We start from the raw sequence: 19,318 nt of genomic DNA, 5'->3' as shown, positions 1-19,318 counted from the left end.
ACATACAAAGCAGAAATGTGCCGTAGATGGAGTTTGGCAAAGATCTCAGGCTACCTGAAACACACCCGGGCTGTTCAGGTAGCCTGTCGGCAAGCGAATACCGAAATATCCGGCCGTCCGGTGCTATAATGCGCCCTTTGCCGTGCCGGCCGCTGCTGCCGCACGCCACCGATCGTCCAACGCTGCCCAACGCAGCCTCTGCCTACATGAGCCGAAAACCGTCCTCCCCCGCCACAGCCAAAAAGAGAGCCGCCAAAGCCGCGCCGGCCAAACCCAAACTCGACACCGGCGGCAAAGCCAAACCCGTGGTGGCGCCTTCCGATGCCGTTAATCTGCTGGCCGACGTGATGTGGCTGTTGGTGCTGCTCATCACCGTTTGTACCGCCCTGGCTTTGGCCAGCTTCAGCATGAGCGATCCGGCCTGGTCGCGCAGCATTCCGGAAACCGCCGTCCCGCATAATCTAGCCGGGCTGATCGGCGCCTACACCGCCGACATCGCCTATTACCTGTTCGGCCTTTCGGTGTGGTGGCTACTGCCCGCCGCCTTGGTTTGGCTCTACCGCAATTTCCGCACGGTCAAGCAAAACAGCGACAAACCCTACAACCCCCTACTCGGCTTGGCCGGTAGCGCGCTGCTGCTGTTCGGCAGTCCGCTTTTGGAGGCCGCCGTTTGGTCGGCAGAGCTGAAAAACAGCCTGCCGGTGGGCGCCGGCGGGCTGATGGGCCAATCGCTGGGCAGCGGATTCACCCGCCTGCTGGGTGTTTCAGGTAGCCTGTTGGTGCTGCTGGCGCTGATTGTGGCCGGTCTGTCGCTGTTGCTGCAGGTTTCCTGGCTGACCCTGCTGGAAAAAGCCGGCGCGCAGGCGGAATGGCTGTGGTACCGCCTGATCCGCAAGCCGCACCGCTTTATCAAAGACATCCCCAACGCCAAATTCACCCGCCGCATGGTGCGTAACGCGCAAAACATCACCGCGGAAAAAGTGGAAACCGTAACTGGCGCCAGCAGCAACCGCAAATCGATTGCCGTCCAGCTCGGCAGCGATGTCTCTGCACCGCCAAGCAACGAGCCTACCGCCGCACCGGCACGCCAGAAAGACCTGTTCGACGACAAACCCGCTGCCGAAGAAGACGGCTACTGCCTGCCCGACATCCAACTGCTGTCGCAAGCCGTCGGCAGCAAACCCGAAATCAATCCCGAAGCCCTGCAACGCATGGCCGAACGGATTGAAGCCAAATTGGCGGAGTTCGGCATCCGCGTGGAAGTGGTGAGCGCCATTTCCGGCCCGGTCATTACCCGCTTCGAAATCGAGCCGGCGCAAGGCGTAAAAGGCAGCCAGATTACCAACCTGGCCAAAGATTTGGCCCGCTCTTTGTCGATGCAGTCGGTGCGGGTGGTGGAAACCATTCCCGGCAAAAACACCATGGGCATCGAAGTACCGAACGAAAAACGGCAGGAAGTGCTGCTGCGCGAAATCCTGTCGTCCCCCGTGTTTAGCGAAGCCCAATCCAAACTTACCGTGGCCTTGGGCAAAGACATCGCCGGCCAGCCGGTGGTGGCCGATCTGGCCAAAATGCCGCACCTGCTGGTGGGCGGCATGACCGGCTCGGGCAAATCGGTGGGCGTCAACGCCATGATCATGTCCATCCTCTATAAAGCCGCGCCCGACGAAGTGCGCTTCATCATGATCGACCCCAAAATGCTGGAATTGTCGGTGTATGCCGACATCCCCCACCTGCTCTGTCCGGTGGTGACCGATATGCGCGAGGCCGGCCAGGCGCTGAACTGGTGCGTGGCGGAAATGGAAAAGCGCTACCGCCTGCTGGCCCATGTCGGCGTGCGCAATCTGGAGGGCTTCAATACCCAGGTGGCCGAAGCCAAGCAGGCGGGCAAACCGCTGCCCAACCCCTTCAGCCTCAACCCGGACCAACCCGAACCTTTGGAAAAACTGCCCTATATCGTGGTGGTAATCGACGAATTGGCCGACCTGATGATGGTGGAGCGCAAAGCGGTGGAAACCCAAATCGCCCGCTTGGCGCAAAAAGCACGCGCCGCCGGCATCCACCTGATTGTGGCCACCCAACGCCCCAGCGTGGATGTGGTAACCGGCCTGATCAAGGCCAATATTCCCACCCGCATGGCCTTTACCGTGCAAAGCCGCATCGACAGCCGCACCATTCTCGACCAAATGGGCGCGGAAGACCTGCTCAAATACGGCGACCTGCTCTTCCTGCAGCCGGGCAATGCCGACCCCACCCGCCTGCAGGGCGCTTTTGTCAGCGACCACGAAGTGCACGAAGTGGCGGCTTTTGCCAAACGCCAACAGCCGGCCGATTATGTCGAAGGCCTGCTCAGCGGCGAAGCGGCGCAGGAAACCGTGAATGCGGTCAACCCCAATGCCAACAGCGACGAAATGTTCGACCAGGCCGTAGCCTTCGTGCTCGAGTCGCGCAAAACCTCGATTTCCTCGCTGCAACGCCAGCTGCGCATCGGCTACAACCGCGCCGCCAATCTGATGCAGGCGCTGGAAGACGCCGGCGTGGTGTCGCCGCCCGACGTCGGCGGCAGCCGCAAAATTCTGGCACAACAGGATCATGCATAAGCCACCGTTTAGAAACCATTTTTCAGGTAGCCCTCAGCCCAAGGATCACACCGCATGGAACTCAAAATCCCCCCGCTTTTACTGGTGGTGCTAAGCGCCGCCCTGATGTACGGCCTCAGCCGCCTGCCGGCCGGTCATGCCTGGCAAGCATCGTGGTGGCTGCCCCTGCTGCCGGCGGCCGCCGGCTTGGCGGTGGCGGGCACCGCCGCTGCCACCTTCCGCCGCCGGCGCACCACGCTCAGCCCGCTTCAACCGCAGCAAACCCAAGCCTTAGTCAGCCACGGCATCTTCCGTTACAGCCGCAACCCCATGTATTTGGGCATGGCGCTGCTCTTGGCCAGCTGGGGTATTTACCTGGGCAGCCTGCCCGCACTGGCCGGCATTCCGCTGTTTGTGCTGTATCTCAACCGCTTCCAAATCCGCCCGGAAGAGCGCTTTCTTACTGAAAAGTTCGGCGACAGCTACCGCGCCTACTGCCGGCAAACCCGCCGCTGGCTATAAAATCCGAAACAGGCTACCTGAAACCGCTTTCAGGTAGCCTGCAGCGACCACTCCCAAGGAAACAATATGCCCGCCTTCCTGCCCGAACCGCCCTTGTCTGCCAAACAACAACACGGCACCGCCGTACTGCTGATCAACCTCGGCACTCCCGAAGCGCCCACCGCCGAGGCCGTGCGCCCCTATCTGCGCGAATTCCTGTCCGACCAACGTGTGGTCGAATTGCCCAAACTGTTGTGGCAGCCGATTTTGCGCGGTTTCGTCTTGCCTTTCCGCCCGCGCAAAAGCGCCCACGCCTACCGCCAAATCTGGCAGCAGGAAGGTTCGCCGCTGGCCGTATTCACCGCCCGTCAAGCCCAAGCCCTGCAACAAGCGCTGCCCGACGTGAGCGTGCGCTTTGCCATGACTTACGGCCGCCCGTCGGTGGCCGACACCTTAGCCGAACTGAAAGCGCAAGGCATCGGCCGCCTGCTGGTCTTACCGCTTTATCCGCAATACGCCGCCAGCAGCAGCGGCGCCGCCATCGACAAAGTATTGAAGGTCTTACTCAAACAGCGCAACCAACTGAGCCTGCGCACCGTCAGCCGCTACTACGACCACCCCGCCTACATCCGGGCGATGCAAACCCATATCGAGGCCTACTGGCGGCAACACGGGCGCGGGAAAAAGTTGATGCTGAGTTTCCACGGCATTCCCGAGTCCGCCCATATTCAGGGCGATCCCTACCCCGACGAGTGCCGCCACACCGCCCGCCTGCTGGCCGAAGCCCTGCAACTGAACGAAGAGGACTATCTGGTGGCCTTCCAGAGCCAATTCGGCCGCAACCGCTGGATCGGCCCCTCCACCCAACAGCTGTTGGACGAGCTGCCCAAACAGCAGACAGACGAACTCGACATTTTCTGCCCCGGTTTTCTGAGCGACTGCTTGGAAACTCTGGAAGAAATCGCCATTGCCGGCCGCGAGCAATTCCACGCTGCCGGCGGCAAAACCTACCGCTTCATTCCCTGCCTCAACGACAGCCCCGCCTGTACCGAAATGCTGGCGGCCCTGGCCGGCGAAAACCTGCACGGCTGGCGCTGAAGCCAACACGGCAAAACAGGCGTTTCCTCCTGGCGGAAACGCCCGTTTTTCATGGTGCTGACAAAAAAACTGAAATACCTCAGTCAGAATAACGGTAAGTAAACACCAAACGGTCATGCACCATGCGGCCGGTGGGGCGGCAGTCGGCGGTCTGCTGCTCGCGCTCGCCGCCCAATTCCACGCGGCGTTCGCTGAGCACATCGCCACTCACCGCGTAAACCAACTCGCCGCAATGGCGGGAGAACACCCGCGCTTGGCCGACATAACGGTTGCCTTGGCGTTCGCCTTCAAACAACACCGTACCGCGGCGCACGCCCGCGTTCTGCATCCGCTGAGTCGGGTGTTCATAGCTGATCACGCGCCGATTACCGTCGGCATGCAGGCGCATCAGCGAACCGTTGTGCATCCAGAAAGAATCGGCCGCCGCGGCCGCAGACAGCCCGAGCAGGGCCGCTATCCAGATTTTTTTCATGGTTACCGCTCCTTGAAGTCACTTAGGCATCGGAAAGACCTCGGCCGGATTGGCGGCAAACCGCTGATCCGGCCTGTTCCGATGCCTTCAGTATAAACCGTCTGCGGCCAGAAGAACCGATAACCGTTTGATTGATATCAAGAGCATTCCAATTACTCCGCCCAGCCCGCTCAGCGCTCCGTCAGTTTGGGCGGATGCTGTTGCGCCACTTCGTGCGGATTCAGGCGGGCATGGTCTTCCTGCCCCAAGTCCACCAGTTTGCGCAGGCGGGTCATGTATTGGTTGACATCCAAACCGCGGCCGTGGCGCTGGGCTTCCCAAATGGTTTCCGCCAGCGCGTCCATCATATCGTGTTCGGCCTTCACCCAATCGCCGCTGTATTTGCCCTGCAGCTTTTCGTGGATGGCGCGGATGCCCGGCGGCTGGTCGATGCCGCTTTGCTCCTGAATCGAAAGATGCAGCGACAAATGCAAGAAGGGATTGGTTTCGCCCTGTTCCGGCGTCCAAGTGTGGTCGAGGTAGCGCTCGATGTTGTCCAAATAATGATGGTATTCGGGGTGGGCTTCGATGATGCGCAGGGCTTTCTGCTGCAAGGCGTCCAGCTGCAGCGGTGAGAGGCGGTGTTGCCAGACGTGGGCAAAAAAGCGGCGCACGTCTTGGGTGTTCACGTCATACATTTCAGGTAGCCTTATTGGTAGCGTTTGCCTTGGTGTTCCAGCCAGCCGTGGGCATGGCGGCCGGCCGGGTCGCGGTGGGTCCAATGGATTACCCCGCCCTGCGGGTTGTATTCGTATTCGCCGTAGAAGCCGACGCGCTCGCCGCGCTGCAAACGGGGAATCCGCGGTGCGAGATCGATGTTGTGCGCCACCAAGACGGTGTGGCCGTTATCCAGCTCCAGAATAAAACGCTGGTGGCGCGAACCTTTGTTGTCGTCCGGCAGCGTGCGTTTCACCCGCCCGCTGCCGGCCACCTGCACATCGCTTTGCTGCTCGGCAAAGGCGCGCGCGATGATGTCGGCACCGGCTCCAGCTTCGGCAGACAGCGGCGCCTGCGGCCGGCCCAGAGGAATACGCTGTATTTCCTCCGAGCGCCAGCCGAACTGCTGGCTCAGAATGCCGCCGGCCACCATGACCAGCAACACAAAAAGAAGGGAAGGCTTTTTCATCAACACATCCGCCATGCCTTTGTACGGCGGGCTTCAAGCTACCTGAAACCCGCCGCGACGGCATCAGAATAATTGTCTGCTTGTGCGGTTCAAATGAAAACCGCGGCCGCTTGCGTTTTCACAGCGCACGCCGTTTTCCGCCACCAGACAGCGCCAGTCTCTGCCCTGCACGGTTTGCCCGTACGCCAATACACCGGCATCCGGGTTGTAAGGCAAATCGCCATGGCACAAACCGCTTCGTTTTGCCGCGCCCCTGCCGCCCAACTCAACAGTTGGCGTCCAATCCAAATCACAGCTTGCCGGGCGGCCGGAAGCCGCTTGGCTGTGCTGCACGGCCAGGCAGGAAACCGCTGCGCGGTTTTGCCAGGACGTACAATAGATGTTTCGGCTGGGGCTTAAAAATTCGATTTCTCTTCCAGACGCCCCCGAATCGGCGTGCAGCGGGCCGGACAGCGTCAATAAAGACAGAGCCAAACCCGGCAAGTATTGTTTCAACATCGCTTGATTCCTTTCCTTTCGCAGGTGTCATCACAAGCAGAGGCTACCTGAAAGCCGGACAGGTTTTCAGGTAGCCTCTGCCGCTTATGTTTCCCGTACCGACGTGCGCTCAGGCAACAACAGGTTCAACACAATCGCCAAAATGGCGCACAAACCGACGCCGGCAAAGCTGAGGCCGCCGAATTTCATTTCCATGCCGCCCACGCCGATGGTCAGCACCGAGCTGACAATCACCAGATTCTTCGGCTGCATCAAATCCACTTTGGCATCGATCAGGGTTTTCAGGCCCAAAGAAGCGATGGTGCCGAACAGCAAAATCATCACTCCGCCCATCACCGGCAGCGGAATCGAAGCCAGAAAGGCATTGAATTTGCCGAAAAACGCCATGCCGATGGCAAACACCGCCGCCCAAGTCATGATGAACGGATTGCTGTTTTTGGTGAGCATGACCGCACCGGTTACTTCGCCATAAGTCGTCACCGGCGGGCCGCCGATCAAACCGGCCGCGCACACACCCAAGCCGTCGCCCGCCAGCGTGCGGTGCAGGCCGGGGTCGGCCGCGTAATCTTTGCCGGTCACCTTACCGATGGCCATCACGCCGCCGATGTGCTCGATGGCCGGCGCAATGGCCACCGGCAGCATAAACAGCGCGGCCTGCCAATGCACTTCGGGCGCGTGGAAGTCGGGTACCGCAAACCACGGCGCCGCCACGATTTTTGCCGTGTCCACCAAACCCATGGCCAGTGCCGCCACATAACCGGCCGCCACACCGATGAGAATGGGGATCAGCTTCATCATTTTGCTGCCGAACACCGCCACCATCACGGTGACCGCAAAAGTGAAGCCCGACAACAGCAAGGCTTGGCCGTAATCCACCACCTGCGCATCGCCGGCGCGGCCCATCGCCATATTGCTGGCCACCACCGCCACCGACAAACCGATCACCATGATGACCGGCCCGATCACCACCGCCGGCAGCAAACGGTGTACTGCGCCCAATCCGCGCCATTTCACCAAGGCGGCGAACACGAAATACATAAAACCGGCGGCAAACAGGCCGAACATGGTCGGGCCCATGCCCCATTCGCCCATGGCATAAATAATCGGCGCGATGAAGGCAAAAGAAGAGCCGAGGAAAATCGGCACTTTAAATCCGGTCAGGGCTTGGAACAACAGGGTGCCGATACCTGCGCCCAGCAGGGCCATGGCCGGATTGAGGCCGGTCAGCAAGGGCACCAACACCATGGCGCCGAAAGCCACAAACAAAATCTGCGCGCCGGCAACGGCGGTTTTCAATGACTGCATGATGCATTTTTCCTAGAAGCAAACGGCACGGATTATAGCGGCGAACAGTGCGCTTTCATACCAAGCCGAAACTGTACATTCTCAAGCAATAAACAAAATCGTGCCTCTCCGTTTGCTAGCGGAGAGGCACGAATCAGAAGCCGGCTACGGAATTACTCCAACTCACCCGCTTTGCGCTTGGCAATAAAATCTTTGGTTTCCGCCACGATCACACCGGACAGCAGCAGCAAAGCAATCAGGTTGGGAGCCGCCATCAAACCGTTGAAGGTATCGGCAATGTTCCACACCAGTTTGACGCCGGCTTGGTCTCCGGCCTGATCACCGGTTTGTACCGCCAAACAGCCCAGCAATACGGTCATCACATAAATGAAACGGTAGAACGGCACCATGCGGTCGCCCATCAGATAGGAGGCGCATTTCTCACCGTAATAACACCAGCCCAAAATGGTGGAGTAGGCAAAGAAAATCAGGCCCACGGTCACAATCATGCCCCCTTCGCCGGGCAACATATTGTTGAAGGTGTTAACGGTCAGCGGAGCGCCGCCCACCACTTCGGTCAGATACGCACCGGTGCCGGCATCGATGGCGTTCATTTTCAACAGGCCCATCACCAATACGATGCCGGTGATGCTGCACACCACGATGGTATCGAGGAAAGTGCCGGTCATGGACACCAGAGCCTGACGTACAGGGTGGTCGGTTTTGGCAGCGGCAGCGGCAATCGGAGCCGAACCCATACCGGCTTCGTTCGAGAACACGCCGCGGGCCACGCCGTAACGGATCATCGAGCCGATGGTACCGCCGGCCACGGCACTGGCACTGAAGGCATCGGTCAGGATGATTTTCACCGCCGGCACCACCAGCTCAAGATTGAGCAAGATGATGGTCAGGCCGCCCAACACATAGCCAATGGCCATTAAAGGAACAATCAAGGAAGAAGCGGTGGAAATCCATTTGATGCCGCCCAACACCACAATACCGGTCAGCAGGGTCAGGATGAGGCCGGTCACCAAGGGATCGACTTGAAAGCTGTGATAGACCGCGTCGGCAACCGAGTTAGACTGCACAGAGCTGCCGATGCCGAAAGAAGCCAACACGGCAAACAGGGCAAACATCACGGCCAGCCATTTTTGCTTCAGGCCTTTTTCGATGTAATACATCGGGCCGCCGGACATTTCGCCTTTGCTGTTCACTTCACGGTATTTCACCGCCAAGACGCCCTCACCGTATTTGGTGGCCATGCCCACCAAAGCGGTCATCCACATCCAAAATACCGCGCCCGGGCCGCCCAAAGCCACAGCGGTGGCCACGCCGGCGATGTTACCGGTACCGATGGTGGCAGACAGCGCGGTCATCAGCGCACCGAAATGGGACACGTCGCCGGCCGGCTCGCTGCCGTCGGCATTTCTTTTGTGCGGCATAAACGCCTGTTTGAGCGCATAAGGCAGCATACGGAACTGCAGCAAACCCAAACGCACGGTCAGCAGCAGGCCGGTGCCCACCAGCAGGGCCAGCATATAAGGCCCCCAGACCAGACCGCCGATGTCGCCGACAATCTTGTCCAGAGATTGGACCCAAGTCATTTCTTGTCCATCCATTTCTGTCGTCCTTTATTGATGAAAATCAGTTGATTAAATTGATATGCCCGGCCATTCTCCGAACAAAGACAGGCCGCATTTCAGCACAAAGCGTTAAAATATGCAAGCGAGTGTTAATCACAAAGTATGGGCCCGGCTTCCAGCCAAAGGACCATCCCGACGACGCCCTCTCCGGCGGGCACTTTTGCACAGTCGGCAAAACACTTGCCAATTCCCCCGGCGCAAGAGTATCTTTACCCTCTTTCACACTCCACTCCCCCACAAGGTGAACACCATGGCAAGAGCCGTTCCTGCCGTTTTCGGCAGCGTTTTCCACCCCGAAATGCCGGTATTGGCTTATGAAAACCAAGCCTGGCAAGCTGTGCGCTGGCAATCCGCACAAGATTTGTCTCTGGCGCCCGGCGCCCACGCCTTACATTACGGCAGCGAATGTTTCGAAGGCCTGAAAGCCTTCCGTCAGGCCGACGGTAAAATCGTTCTTTTCCGCCCCCAAGCCAACATTGCCCGCATGCAGCAAAGTGCGCGCCTGCTCTATCTGCCGGTACCGGAAACCGATGCCTTCCTGCAGGCGCTGACCGGGCTGGTGGCCCGCGCGGCCGAATCGGTGCCCGATGCCCCGGCCTCCCTCTACCTGCGCCCCACCCTGATCGGCACCGATCCGGTAATCGGCAAAGCCGGCGCCCCTTCCGAAAGCGCCCTGCTCTACATTTTGGCCTCACCGGTGGGCGACTATTTCCAAACCGGTTCGCCGATGAAACTGTTGGTGGAAACCGAACACATGCGCTGTGCCCCGCACATGGGCCGCATCAAATGCGGCGGCAACTACGCCTCCGCCCTGCCGTGGGTCTTGAAAGCCAAAGCTGAACACGGCGCACATCAAGTGCTGTTCTGCCCCAACGGCGACGTGCAGGAAACCGGCGCCTCCAACTTCGCCCTGATTCACGGCAATGAAATCATTACCAAACCGCTGACCGACGAGTTTCTGCACGGCGTTACCCGCGATTCCGTACTCACCATCGCCCGCGACCTCGGCTACACCGTCAGCGAACGCCCGTTTAGCGTGGCCGAACTGAAAGCCGCGGTGGAAGACGGCGCCGAAGCCATCCTCACCGGCACCGCCGCCGTGATTTCCCCCGTTACCTCTTTTGTGATCGACGGCCAAGAAATCACCGTCCGCAGCCAAGAGCGCGGCACCGCCATCCGCAAAGCGGTCACCGACATCCAATACGGCCTGGCCGAAGACCGCCACGGCTGGCTGGTGCCGGTGGTGGGCTAAACCGCACGGCAGGCTACCTGAAAAAACCGCTGCCTCGTTAAAAGCAGCGATCCAAGCCAAAAGACCGAGTCCCGCATCCGTCGGATTCAGTCTTTTTTCATCAGCCAAACAACCAAGCGGCAGACAGGCCCAGCGCCTACCCGATACCCCAAGCCTGCCGTTGTGCGTATAATGCCGCCTTTTTTCCACCGCGCGGTTCGCAAACCTCCCGCGCTGCCGGCCGAGAAGCCTCCGCCTTTCGGCCGCAAAACCAAAACTAGGAACCCTTCATGTCTCAAACACAAGCCTTGGTCATCTTCTCAGGCGGCCAAGATTCGACCACCTGCCTGCTCCAGGCCATTGCCCGCTACGGGCGTCCGGCCGTCCATGCCCTCACTTTCCAATACGGCCAACGCCACGCCATCGAGTTGGAACGCGCCCGCTGGATCGCCCAAGATTTAGGCGTGGCACACACCGAATTCACCCTGCCGCCGCTCAACACCTTGAGCCGCAACGCCCTCACCGATGCCTCCCTGCCCATCGAACAAGCCACGCCCGATGCCGTGCCGAACACCTTGGTGGACGGCCGCAATGCCCTGTTTCTGCTCTACGCCGCCATTTTTGCCAAATCGAAAAACATCCGCCACCTCATTTTGGGCGTATGCGAAACCGATTTTTCCGGCTATCCCGACTGCCGCGATATATTTGTCCGATCCATGAACACCACGCTGAACCTGGCCATGGACTATCCCTTTGAAATCCATACCCCGCTGATGTGGCTGACCAAAGCACAAACCTGGGCGCTGGCCGACGAATTGGGCTACCTGAACTATGTTCGCGAGCACACCCACACCTGCTACCAAGGCGTAGCCGGCGGCTGCGGCCAGTGCCCCGCCTGTCTCCTGCGCGAACGCGGCTTAGCCGAATATCTGGCGCAGAAAGCGGAGCGGCAGCCATGAAAATCAGCAAAATTTTCGAATTCGACGCCGCCCACATGCTCGACACCCACGACGGCAAGTGCCGCAATCTGCACGGCCACACCTACCGCTTGGAAGTCACCCTTTCAGGTAGCCTGCTGCAAGGCGGCCCCAAAGACGGCATGGTATGCGACTTTGCCGATCTCAAAAGCAGCGTACAGCAATGGGTGCTGAGCCGATTCGACCATGCCTTTCTCTACGACGCCCGCAATCCGCACGAAGCCGAGCTGGGCCGGCTGCTGGAGGGCTGGGGACGCAAAACCCTGGCCCTGCCCTGCCGAACCACCGCCGAAAACCTGGCCGTGCACATTTTCGAGAGCCTCTGCCAGCACAAGCTGCCGGTGTCTGCCGTCAAACTGTGGGAAACACCGTCTTCCTGCGTGGAATACACGGGAGACAGCGCATGAAATTTCCCCTGCTGCCCGACAACCCGAGCTACCGGATTGTCGAAATCTTCGAGAGCCTGCAAGGCGAGGGCTACCACACCGGCATGCCCGCCGTGTTTATCCGCTTGGGCAAATGCAATCTGGCCTGCGCCTGGTGCGACACCGACTACCTCAACTTCCGCCCGATGAGCCTGCACGACATCCTGAACACCGTTGCCGCCTACGCCAGCCGCAACATCATCATTACCGGCGGCGAACCCACCATCCAACCGCACCTCAACCAGCTGCTCGACGCCCTCAAAGCGCGCGGCTACCGGCTGCATTTGGAAAGCAACGGCCTGCAAGCCATCCCCGAACAAATCGACTACGCCGCCGTCAGCCCCAAAGCCGCTTACGCCGAGAAATATGCCGCCGCCGGCACCAAACGGGCAGACGAAGTCCGCATTGTGGCCGACGGCGATGTATTGGCGTTTTGCAGCACAATCGAACAAAACATCCAAGCCGAACGCTATTATCTGTCGCCTTGCGAGCGCGACGGAGAAATGAATATCCACCACACCATCCGCCAACTCGGCCAGCTCAACGCCCGCGGCTCCGCTTTCCCGCACTGGCAGCTTTCGGTACAAACCCATAAATGGGCCGGCATCGAATGATGCGGATATGACAAAAACGCAACAAATTTCTTTAACAGGCTACCTGAAAGCAGGTAAGACTGTGTAAATAATATAAGTTATTTAATTCAATCAGTATTTCAAAATCAAAACCTGAATCCGGCAGTTAACTTCGTCCTATTCCGCCCTGAAAATGCTGCGCCGCCGCAAAAATAATGTCCGCCACCATCCATTAACGGTTGACGGACGGTTGAAGTGCAATTGCCAAGGGCTGCCAATCGGCGCATAATCCGCGCCGATTCTGCAATCTGAGAGAATATCCGCCCCCTTAGCGGCTGAGCTGTTGGGGCGGAAACATTTATCCATATCCAATCATGATCCATACGAGGTAATCGCATGAAACACAATCTGATGGCTGTTGCCGCCCTGTCTCTGTTCTTGGCCGCTTGCGGCAACCAAGCCGCCCAAGCCCCGGCTGCTTCCGATGCGTCTGCCGTAGCCGCTTCCGAAGCCCACACCCCGGCTTCCGATGCCGCCAATGCGGTTGACAATGCCGCGTCTGAAGTAAAAGGCGCGGTTAATGCTGCCGCTTCCGAAGTCAAAGAAGCCGCCCAAGACGCTGCCCCTGCTGTTGAAAATGCCGCTTCAGAAGTGAAATCTGCCGTTCAAGGCGCGGCCACCGAAGTCAAAGAAGCCGTTCAAGGCGCTGCCGACAAAATCAGCGAAGCCGCCAGCGAAGCCAGCAAATAATCCGGATCGGCATCCACAACAACACCCTGCACAGGCGGGGTGTTGTTTTATCCACCAATGCCGATGACTCCTTAACAAGAAAAGTAAAAACAGATAGTTACCACTAAGCCAACGTAAAGCCCTCTCCTGAAAACGTAAAGAATAAAATAGAATCTAGACACTAAATATAGTTGATTCTATAATCAGAAAATCAATAAAACACCCAGCCTGCATACTTGCTTTACCCGCCAGCAAACAGGCCGCTCAAACACACACAACACAGCAGAGGACATCCCATGCAACATCCATTCGCCCCCCTCACCATTCGTGGCCGCGAGCTGATTCCCATTGTGCAAGGCGGCATGGGTGTGGGCATTTCCGCCTCCAGCCTCTCCAGCGCGGTGGCCCGCGAAAACGGCATCGGCACCATCGCCAGCGTGGATTTGCGCCACCTGCACGAAGACTTGCTGGCCGAATCCAAAATCCATCCCAGCGACGAAAAATACACCCGCCTCAACCTGATTGCGCTCGACCGCGAAATCCAAACCGCCAAACAACGGGCCGAAGGGCGCGGCATGATTGCGGTTAACGTGATGAAAGCCGTGAAAGACCATCCGGCCTTGGTGCGTCAAGCGTGCGAATCCGGCGCCGATGCGATTGTGATGGGCGCGGGCTTGCCCCTCGACCTGCCCGAAATGACCGAGGGCTTCAAAGACGTGGCGCTGTTTCCGATTTTGTCGGAGTCGCGCGGCATCGGCATCGTGCTGAAACGCTGGATGAAAAAAGGCATTCTGCCCGATGCCATTGTGATCGAGCATCCCGCCCACGCCGCCGGCCACCTGGGTGCGGCCACGGTGGACGGCATCCAAGACGAGCGTTTCGAATTCAAGCGCGTGATTGAAGAAACTTTCGAAGTGTTCAAAAAATTGGGCTTGGAAAGTGAAAAAATCCCGCTGGTATTGGCCGGCGGCATGGCCAACTTCCAGAAAATCACCACCGCCCTGAAAGACTGGGGGGCTTCCGCCGTGCAAATCGGCACCGCCTTCGCCGTCACCCACGAGGGCGACGCCCACATCAATTTCAAAAAAACCCTGTCCGGCGCCGAAGGCGAGCAAATTGTGGAATTCATGTCGGTGGCCGGCCTGCCTGCACGCGGCGTGCGCACCAAATTCCTCGACGGCTACCTGAAACGCGAAAGCATTCTGCAAGCCAACGCCAAGGCCGACCCGCGCCGCTGTACCCAAGGCATCAACTGTCTGTCGGTCTGTGGTTTGCGCGACGGTTTGGAAAAAGTAGGCCAATTCTGCATCGATCTCAAACTGGCCGCCGCTTTCCGCGGCGAGGTGGACAAGGGCCTGTTTTTCCGGGGCAAAGACCCGCTGCCATTCGGCAAAACCATGAAAAGCGTGCAGGAGACCATCGAATACCTGCTCACCGGCAAACTGGCCGCATCTTCAAAATAAATCCGCACCAGCCACACCTGTTTTCAGGTAGCCTGAGACCTTTGCAAAACTCCCAGATGTGGATGCAGTTCAAGGCGTAGCAGCGCAGCGAGCGCAGACATATCATGAAGATAGGCAAGCGAGCGAGCAGCGCACAACGCAGAAATGCGCCGCAGATGGGGGATTTGCAAAGGTCTCAGCCTGAAAACAGGTGCTTGCCAACAGGGCAGAGCTTCTCTCTGCCCTGTTGCCGTCTCTCCCCGCTCCGGCGGCTGCCTGTTATCCCCTGCCGTCTTCCGCTATAATCCCCGCTTTCTTTTATCCACCGCACAACGGAGCAAACATATGGCCAAAACCATCATCCACACCGACAAAGCCCCTGCCGCCATCGGCGCCTATTCCCAAGCCGTGCGCGCCGGCGACACCGTTTACCTGAGCGGCCAAATTCCGCTGAATCCGGAAACCATGGAAGTGGTGGACGGCGGTTTTGCCGAGCAGACCCACCAAGTGTTCAAAAACCTGAAAGCCGTGATCGAAGCGGCCGGCGGCAGCTTCGACGATGTGGTGAAACTGAATGCCTACCTCACCGACCTGAGCAACTTCGCCACCTTCAACCAAATCATGGGCGAATACTGCAGCCAGCCCTTCCCCGCCCGCGCCGCCGTACAGGTATCCGCCCTGCCCAAAGGCGTGCTGGTAGAAGTGGAAGGCGTGGTGGTCTTGAACGCCTAATCACCAAAAGGCTACCTGAAACCGTTTCAGGTAGCCTTTTCTTCATCTTTCTTCACCGCTGTTTCATCCGTCTCCCAAACATGACCCGCTACGCCATCGGCGACCTGCAAGGTTGCTTCGAAGAGTTTCAAGAACTGCTCGCCCACATCGGTTTCTGCCACGGCCGCGACACCCTTTGGCTGGTGGGCGACATTGTCAACCGCGGCCCGCAATCGCTGGCCTGCCTGCGCTACATCAAACAGCACGAGCACAGCATCCAAACCGTTTTGGGCAACCACGACCTGCATCTCTTGGCCGTCGCCCACGGGCACGGCCGGCTCAAGCGGCAAGACACCGTATCCGACATCCTCGCCGCGCCCGACAGCCAAATCTTGCTCGACTGGCTGCGCCGCCAGCCCCTGATGGTGCACGACGACACCTTCGTACTGGTGCACGCCGGCCTGTGGCCGCAATGGACGGTGGCCGAAGCACAAAAACGTGCCGATGAAGTGGCCCACGCCCTGCAACACGAAGCGCCCGCCTATTTCGCCCATATGTACGGCAACCGGCCGGACAGCGACCACCCCGCCGACACCGCCGAGCGCCTGCGCTTTGCCACCAATGTGTTCACCCGCATGCGCGCCCTCACCGCCGACGGCCGCATGGACTTCGATTTCAAATCCACCCTGGCCGACCTGCCCGCGCACCTGCTGCCCTGGTTCCGCGCGCCGAACCGGCAGCACCTGAGCCACCGCATTGTGTTCGGCCATTGGTCGGCCTTGGGCCTGCACGCCGAAAACCAAACCTGCGGCATCGACACCGGTGCGCTGTGGGGCGGCCAACTCACCGCCCTCAATCTGGATAACGGCGAAGTGTTTCAGGTAGCCTCCAAGCAGGCGAAACGGTTTTGAGGCTGTTTGATGGCTTTCTAACCCCCGTGCCGAATGTTGCGGAACGTAAACCCGGCAGCGGCGCGGCAAGGCTTTTGTTACAATGTCCGCCGCTGCCGCCTGCGGGCGGTGCCGATTTTTCCCCTTATTTTAGGAGTACTTCATGAAAAAAGTGTTTATCCCTGCCGCCGTGATGGTGTTGGCATTGGCCGGCTGCGCCAGCAGCAGCGCCCCGAAAAGCAACACCCCCGCCCAAGGACAACAAGGTGCCGGCGGGCCCGCACCGGCCACCACGCCGGCCATTCAGGTAGCCCAAGTGGACAGCATCGACAAAACCGTAGAAGTATCTTACAAATGCACCTCTCCCAGCGGCGAACAGAAAATGTCTGCCATGTACGGCGTGAAAGACGGCACCCTGGTGGTAGCGCAGCTCAAAGTCAACGACCAAGCTTCTCCCGGCCTGTGGCGCGTATTGAATGACGCCAACGGCAACAGCCAAAACAGCTTCTACGGCGAGGGCCTGACCTGGATTACCGGCAAAGCCTCTCCCGAAAACGTGGTCCGCGTGAACGCCAATGTGCTGCTGCAGGCACAAAGCCTCGACAGCAACGGCACCCCGGTCGGCCAACAAAACGTGCTCTTGCGCGACTGTGCGGTGGAACGCACCGCCGCTCCTGCCCGCCAACGCGGCCAACAGCAACGCAACAACCGCCGCCGCCAATAATCCTGGCCACAGGCAAAACCGCCCTCGATACGGGGCGGTTTTCTTTTGCCCGCACCAGCCGCCGTGCTGCCCGAGGGCGCAGAAAAAATCCTCTGCCTTGGCATCAAAGCAGAGGATGGTTTTTCAATCGGCTGTCACGGCAGCGCCCTTAGCGCAATCCGCTTATTTGGTTTCGTTAAACAGCTCGCGGCCGATCAGCATGCGGCGGATTTCGCTGGTGCCGGCGCCGATTTCATACAATTTCGCATCGCGCCACAAACGGCCCAGCGGGTATTCGTTGGTATAGCCGTTGCCGCCGAAAATCTGAATGCCTTCGCCGGCCATCCAAGTGGCTTTTTCCGCACACCACAAAATCACGCTGGCGCAGTCTTTGCGCACTTGGCGAACATGGTCGGCGCCCAAGAGGTCGAGGTTTTTGCCGATGGTGTACAAAAAGCTGCGACCGGCCTGCAATACGGTGTACATATCGGCCACTTTGCCCTGAATCAGCTGGAATTCGCCGATGGATTGGCCGAACTGTTTGCGGTCGTGGATATAGGGCACCACATTGTCCATGACCGCCTGCATGATGCCGATGGGGCCGGCTGCCAACACGGCGCGTTCGTAGTCCAAACCGCTCATCAACACCTGCACGCCTTTGTTCAGGCCGCCCATGATGTTTTCGGCGGGCACTTCCACGTTTTCAAACACCATCTCGCCGGTGTGGCTGCCGCGCATGCCCAATTTGTCGAGTTTTTGCGCGGTAGAGAAGCCTTTCATGCCTTTTTCCACCAAGAAAGCGGTGATGCCTTTGGCGCCCAGCTCGGGATTGGTTTTGGCGTACACCACCATCACGTCGGCATCCGGGCCGTTGGTGATCCACATTTTGCTGCCGTTGAGCAGATAGTAGCCGCCTTTGTCTTCGGCGCGCAGGCTCATGGAGGTGACGTCGGAGCCGGAGCCGGTTTCGCTCATCGCCAAGGCGCCGACGAACTCGCCGCTGATCAGCTTGGACAGGAATTTCTGTTTCTGCTCTTCGCTACCGTTGCGTTTGATTTGGTTCACGCACAGATTGGAATGTGCGCCGTAGCTCAGGCCTACCGAGGCGGAAGCGCGGGTGATTTCCTCCATCGCCACCATGTGGGCCAAATAGCCCATGTCCACGCCGCCGTAGGCTTCGGGCACGGTGATGCCGAGCACGCCCAGCTCGCCGAATTTCTGCCACAAATCCATCGGGAATTGGTCGGAATGGTCGATTTCAGTGGCGCGGGGGGCGATTTCCGCTTGGGCGAAATCGCGCACGGCTTCGCGCAGGGCATTGATGTCGTCGCCTAATTGGAAGTCTAAGCCGGGAATGTGTTGCATAGGTTTCTCCTTGAATCAGTAGTCAAGTTTGCGGGGGTAACTGTGAAAATCGGGGCTTCAGGCAGCCTGACGCTTGTTGAGCACCGCACGGGCCACGCGGGATGGGCTGGGGCGGCCTAAGAAGTCGCTGATCATCTGGCCGGCGTCGATCAGTTTGTCCAGATCGATGCCGGTGTCGATGCCCATGCCGTGCAGCATATAGACCACGTCTTCGGTGGCCACGTTGCCGGTGGCGCCTTTGGCGTAGGGACAGCCGCCCAAACCGGCCACCGAAGTATCAAACTGCCACACGCCCAGCTGCAGGGCGGCCAGCGTGTTGGCCAGCGCCTGACCGTAAGTATCGTGGAAGTGGCCGGAAAGATGGTCGAGGTCAACATATTGCAGCGCCGCCTCCAAAGCGCGTTGGATTTTCAGCGGCGTGCCCACGCCGATGGTGTCGGCAATGCCGATGTGCTCGGCGCCGATGTCGCGCATCAGCTTGGTGACATAGGCCACTTTTTCCGGCGCGATGTCGCCTTCATAAGGGCAGCCGACGGTGCAGGAAATCACGCCGCGCACCTTGATGCCGTGCTGCTTGGCCGCTGCGGCCACCGGCGCGAAACGCTCGATGCTCTCGGCGATGCTGCAATTGATGTTTTTCTGGCTGAACGCTTCGCTGGCCGCGCCGAAAATCACCACTTCGTCGGGGCGGAACGGCAACGCGGCTTCAAAGCCCTTCATATTCGGCGTCAGTACCGAGTAACACACGTCTGAACGGCGTTTGAGGCCGCCCATCACTTCGGCGTTGTCGCCCATTTGCGGCACCCATTTGGGCGACACGAAACTGGTGGCTTCCAGCTTGCGGATGCCGGCCGCTTCCAGCATTTCGATCAGACGGATTTTGATGTCGGCGGGCACGGTCTGCTTTTCGTTTTGCAGGCCGTCGCGCGGGCCGACATCGATGAGTTGGACTGTTTTCGGGTAGTTCATATGGGTGTTCCTTATGGGGCCGGCGGCAGGCGTTTGCTGTAAGGCGCCGCCGGCTTTCAGGTAG

21 protein-coding genes are annotated in these 19,318 nt (G+C 59.3%); 12 read left to right on the top strand and 9 right to left on the bottom strand.

Translation table 11 applies throughout. The features are described from left to right. Nucleotides 1–206: 206 nt before the first annotated feature. The 3 genes from HMPREF9371_RS00980 (at nucleotide 207) to hemH (ending at nucleotide 4,178) form a co-directional block, all read left to right on the top strand. Nucleotides 207–2,600, top strand: a complete 2,394-nt coding sequence (locus tag HMPREF9371_RS00980; RefSeq protein WP_040660583.1) for a DNA translocase FtsK — start codon at nucleotides 207–209, stop codon at nucleotides 2,598–2,600. A gap of 54 nt (nucleotides 2,601–2,654) precedes the next feature. Beyond that, nucleotides 2,655–3,101 carry a methyltransferase family protein gene (locus HMPREF9371_RS00975; RefSeq protein WP_009117924.1) on the top strand — a complete coding sequence of 149 codons (447 nt, stop codon included), beginning with the start codon at nucleotides 2,655–2,657 and terminating at the stop codon, nucleotides 3,099–3,101. A gap of 66 nt (nucleotides 3,102–3,167) precedes the next feature. After that, complete coding sequence (hemH, locus tag HMPREF9371_RS00970) at nucleotides 3,168–4,178, top strand: ferrochelatase (protein ID WP_009117923.1); 1,011 nt, start codon at nucleotides 3,168–3,170, stop codon at nucleotides 4,176–4,178. 79 nt (nucleotides 4,179–4,257) lie between these two features. On the opposite strand, the gene HMPREF9371_RS00965 is transcribed toward hemH, so the two are convergent. From HMPREF9371_RS00965 to HMPREF9371_RS00940, 6 genes are all read right to left on the bottom strand, one after another. Continuing rightward, on the bottom strand, nucleotides 4,258–4,650 hold the full coding sequence (locus tag HMPREF9371_RS00965) for a hypothetical protein (RefSeq protein WP_009117922.1): 393 nt from the start codon (nucleotides 4,648–4,650) through the stop codon (nucleotides 4,258–4,260). 170 nt (nucleotides 4,651–4,820) lie between these two features. After that, nucleotides 4,821–5,327 (bottom strand): DUF1841 family protein, encoded by a 507-nt coding sequence (locus tag HMPREF9371_RS00960; RefSeq protein WP_009117921.1) that lies wholly within the window; start codon nucleotides 5,325–5,327, stop codon nucleotides 4,821–4,823. An 11-nt stretch (nucleotides 5,328–5,338) separates the two neighbouring features. After that, nucleotides 5,339–5,815, bottom strand: coding sequence for a DUF3465 domain-containing protein (locus HMPREF9371_RS00955; protein ID WP_156786958.1), 477 nt, complete (start codon nucleotides 5,813–5,815; stop codon nucleotides 5,339–5,341). A gap of 63 nt (nucleotides 5,816–5,878) precedes the next feature. Further along, nucleotides 5,879–6,313 carry a DUF6636 domain-containing protein gene (locus HMPREF9371_RS10945; protein ID WP_009117919.1) on the bottom strand — a complete coding sequence of 145 codons (435 nt, stop codon included), beginning with the start codon at nucleotides 6,311–6,313 and terminating at the stop codon, nucleotides 5,879–5,881. Nucleotides 6,314–6,397: 84 nt separating this feature from the next. Beyond that, nucleotides 6,398–7,618 carry a uracil-xanthine permease family protein gene (locus tag HMPREF9371_RS00945; RefSeq protein WP_009117918.1) on the bottom strand — a complete coding sequence of 407 codons (1,221 nt, stop codon included), beginning with the start codon at nucleotides 7,616–7,618 and terminating at the stop codon, nucleotides 6,398–6,400. A 152-nt stretch (nucleotides 7,619–7,770) separates the two neighbouring features. After that, nucleotides 7,771–9,201: an alanine/glycine:cation symporter family protein gene (locus HMPREF9371_RS00940; protein ID WP_040659902.1), complete on the bottom strand. Its 1,431-nt coding sequence runs from the start codon at nucleotides 9,199–9,201 to the stop codon at nucleotides 7,771–7,773. A gap of 289 nt (nucleotides 9,202–9,490) precedes the next feature. Here HMPREF9371_RS00940 and ilvE point away from each other — a divergent pair, with 289 nt between their 5' ends. The 6 genes from ilvE (at nucleotide 9,491) to HMPREF9371_RS00910 (ending at nucleotide 14,637) form a co-directional block, all read left to right on the top strand. Beyond that, nucleotides 9,491–10,492, top strand: coding sequence for a branched-chain-amino-acid transaminase (gene ilvE / locus HMPREF9371_RS00935; RefSeq protein ID WP_009117916.1), 1,002 nt, complete (start codon nucleotides 9,491–9,493; stop codon nucleotides 10,490–10,492). Nucleotides 10,493–10,761: 269 nt separating this feature from the next. Continuing rightward, nucleotides 10,762–11,430, top strand: a complete 669-nt coding sequence (queC, locus tag HMPREF9371_RS00930; RefSeq protein WP_009117915.1) for a 7-cyano-7-deazaguanine synthase QueC — start codon at nucleotides 10,762–10,764, stop codon at nucleotides 11,428–11,430. Next, on the top strand, nucleotides 11,427–11,855 hold the full coding sequence (gene queD / locus HMPREF9371_RS00925; RefSeq protein WP_009117914.1) for a 6-carboxytetrahydropterin synthase QueD: 429 nt from the start codon (nucleotides 11,427–11,429) through the stop codon (nucleotides 11,853–11,855). The genes queC and queD overlap by 4 nt, the downstream gene beginning before the upstream one ends. After that, nucleotides 11,852–12,487 carry a 7-carboxy-7-deazaguanine synthase QueE gene (locus HMPREF9371_RS00920; RefSeq protein ID WP_009117913.1) on the top strand — a complete coding sequence of 212 codons (636 nt, stop codon included), beginning with the start codon at nucleotides 11,852–11,854 and terminating at the stop codon, nucleotides 12,485–12,487. The genes queD and HMPREF9371_RS00920 overlap by 4 nt, the downstream gene beginning before the upstream one ends. 354 nt (nucleotides 12,488–12,841) lie before the next feature. Then, nucleotides 12,842–13,195, top strand: a complete 354-nt coding sequence (locus HMPREF9371_RS00915) for a hypothetical protein (RefSeq protein ID WP_009117911.1) — start codon at nucleotides 12,842–12,844, stop codon at nucleotides 13,193–13,195. Between the two features lie 275 nt (nucleotides 13,196–13,470). After that, complete coding sequence (locus HMPREF9371_RS00910; RefSeq protein ID WP_009117910.1) at nucleotides 13,471–14,637, top strand: NAD(P)H-dependent flavin oxidoreductase; 1,167 nt, start codon at nucleotides 13,471–13,473, stop codon at nucleotides 14,635–14,637. Between the two features lie 23 nt (nucleotides 14,638–14,660). Here HMPREF9371_RS00910 and HMPREF9371_RS12935 read toward each other — a convergent pair whose 3' ends face one another. Next, entirely contained in the window at nucleotides 14,661–14,846 is a 186-nt protein-coding gene (locus HMPREF9371_RS12935; protein ID WP_232203107.1) for a lipoprotein signal peptidase, read from the bottom strand. A gap of 115 nt (nucleotides 14,847–14,961) precedes the next feature. Between HMPREF9371_RS12935 and HMPREF9371_RS00905 the strand changes: the two genes are divergently transcribed. The 3 genes from HMPREF9371_RS00905 to HMPREF9371_RS00895 all read left to right on the top strand — a co-directional run bounded on the left by HMPREF9371_RS00905 (nucleotide 14,962) and on the right by HMPREF9371_RS00895 (nucleotide 16,941). After that, nucleotides 14,962–15,348, top strand: a complete 387-nt coding sequence (locus HMPREF9371_RS00905; RefSeq protein WP_009117908.1) for a RidA family protein — start codon at nucleotides 14,962–14,964, stop codon at nucleotides 15,346–15,348. Nucleotides 15,349–15,428: 80 nt separating this feature from the next. After that, a complete protein-coding gene (locus HMPREF9371_RS00900) occupies nucleotides 15,429–16,238 on the top strand; it encodes a symmetrical bis(5'-nucleosyl)-tetraphosphatase (protein ID WP_009117907.1) in 810 nt (269 codons plus the stop codon). A gap of 142 nt (nucleotides 16,239–16,380) precedes the next feature. Further along, nucleotides 16,381–16,941, top strand: coding sequence for a hypothetical protein (locus tag HMPREF9371_RS00895; RefSeq protein ID WP_009117905.1), 561 nt, complete (start codon nucleotides 16,381–16,383; stop codon nucleotides 16,939–16,941). Between the two features lie 162 nt (nucleotides 16,942–17,103). Here the strand turns inward: HMPREF9371_RS00895 and HMPREF9371_RS00890 are convergent, their stop codons facing one another. Both HMPREF9371_RS00890 and HMPREF9371_RS00885 read right to left on the bottom strand, forming a co-directional pair. Next, entirely contained in the window at nucleotides 17,104–18,285 is a 1,182-nt protein-coding gene (locus HMPREF9371_RS00890) for an isovaleryl-CoA dehydrogenase (RefSeq protein WP_009117904.1), read from the bottom strand. A 57-nt stretch (nucleotides 18,286–18,342) separates the two neighbouring features. Next, the gene (locus HMPREF9371_RS00885; protein ID WP_009117903.1) at nucleotides 18,343–19,254 is read right to left on the bottom strand and encodes a hydroxymethylglutaryl-CoA lyase; all 912 of its coding nucleotides are present in this window, start codon (nucleotides 19,252–19,254) and stop codon (nucleotides 18,343–18,345) included. Nucleotides 19,255–19,318 lie beyond the last annotated feature (64 nt).

Origin of the sequence: Neisseria shayeganii 871 (assembly GCF_000226875.1) — a bacterium.
Classification (GTDB): Bacteria; Pseudomonadota; Gammaproteobacteria; order Burkholderiales; family Neisseriaceae; genus Eikenella; species Eikenella shayeganii.
This window is presented reverse-complemented; position numbering and strand designations above follow the sequence as displayed.

Excerpts from the sequence above, each read along its gene's own strand:
- HMPREF9371_RS00980 (WP_040660583.1), top strand. The coding sequence starts at position 207 with ATGAGCCGAAAACCGTCCTCCCCCGCCACAGCCAAAAAGAGAGCCGCC.
- HMPREF9371_RS00975 (WP_009117924.1), top strand. The coding sequence starts at position 2,655 with ATGGAACTCAAAATCCCCCCGCTTTTACTGGTGGTGCTAAGCGCCGCC.
- hemH (WP_009117923.1), top strand. The coding sequence starts at position 3,168 with ATGCCCGCCTTCCTGCCCGAACCGCCCTTGTCTGCCAAACAACAACAC.
- HMPREF9371_RS00965 (WP_009117922.1), bottom strand. The coding sequence starts at position 4,650 with ATGAAAAAAATCTGGATAGCGGCCCTGCTCGGGCTGTCTGCGGCCGCG.
- HMPREF9371_RS00960 (WP_009117921.1), bottom strand. The coding sequence starts at position 5,327 with ATGTATGACGTGAACACCCAAGACGTGCGCCGCTTTTTTGCCCACGTC.
- HMPREF9371_RS00955 (WP_156786958.1), bottom strand. The coding sequence starts at position 5,815 with ATGAAAAAGCCTTCCCTTCTTTTTGTGTTGCTGGTCATGGTGGCCGGC.
- HMPREF9371_RS10945 (WP_009117919.1), bottom strand. The coding sequence starts at position 6,313 with ATGTTGAAACAATACTTGCCGGGTTTGGCTCTGTCTTTATTGACGCTG.
- HMPREF9371_RS00945 (WP_009117918.1), bottom strand. The coding sequence starts at position 7,618 with ATGCAGTCATTGAAAACCGCCGTTGCCGGCGCGCAGATTTTGTTTGTG.
- HMPREF9371_RS00940 (WP_040659902.1), bottom strand. The coding sequence starts at position 9,201 with ATGACTTGGGTCCAATCTCTGGACAAGATTGTCGGCGACATCGGCGGT.
- ilvE (WP_009117916.1), top strand. The coding sequence starts at position 9,491 with ATGGCAAGAGCCGTTCCTGCCGTTTTCGGCAGCGTTTTCCACCCCGAA.
- queC (WP_009117915.1), top strand. The coding sequence starts at position 10,762 with ATGTCTCAAACACAAGCCTTGGTCATCTTCTCAGGCGGCCAAGATTCG.
- queD (WP_009117914.1), top strand. The coding sequence starts at position 11,427 with ATGAAAATCAGCAAAATTTTCGAATTCGACGCCGCCCACATGCTCGAC.
- HMPREF9371_RS00920 (WP_009117913.1), top strand. The coding sequence starts at position 11,852 with ATGAAATTTCCCCTGCTGCCCGACAACCCGAGCTACCGGATTGTCGAA.
- HMPREF9371_RS00915 (WP_009117911.1), top strand. The coding sequence starts at position 12,842 with ATGAAACACAATCTGATGGCTGTTGCCGCCCTGTCTCTGTTCTTGGCC.
- HMPREF9371_RS00910 (WP_009117910.1), top strand. The coding sequence starts at position 13,471 with ATGCAACATCCATTCGCCCCCCTCACCATTCGTGGCCGCGAGCTGATT.
- HMPREF9371_RS00905 (WP_009117908.1), top strand. The coding sequence starts at position 14,962 with ATGGCCAAAACCATCATCCACACCGACAAAGCCCCTGCCGCCATCGGC.
- HMPREF9371_RS00900 (WP_009117907.1), top strand. The coding sequence starts at position 15,429 with ATGACCCGCTACGCCATCGGCGACCTGCAAGGTTGCTTCGAAGAGTTT.
- HMPREF9371_RS00895 (WP_009117905.1), top strand. The coding sequence starts at position 16,381 with ATGAAAAAAGTGTTTATCCCTGCCGCCGTGATGGTGTTGGCATTGGCC.
- HMPREF9371_RS00890 (WP_009117904.1), bottom strand. The coding sequence starts at position 18,285 with ATGCAACACATTCCCGGCTTAGACTTCCAATTAGGCGACGACATCAAT.
- HMPREF9371_RS00885 (WP_009117903.1), bottom strand. The coding sequence starts at position 19,254 with ATGAACTACCCGAAAACAGTCCAACTCATCGATGTCGGCCCGCGCGAC.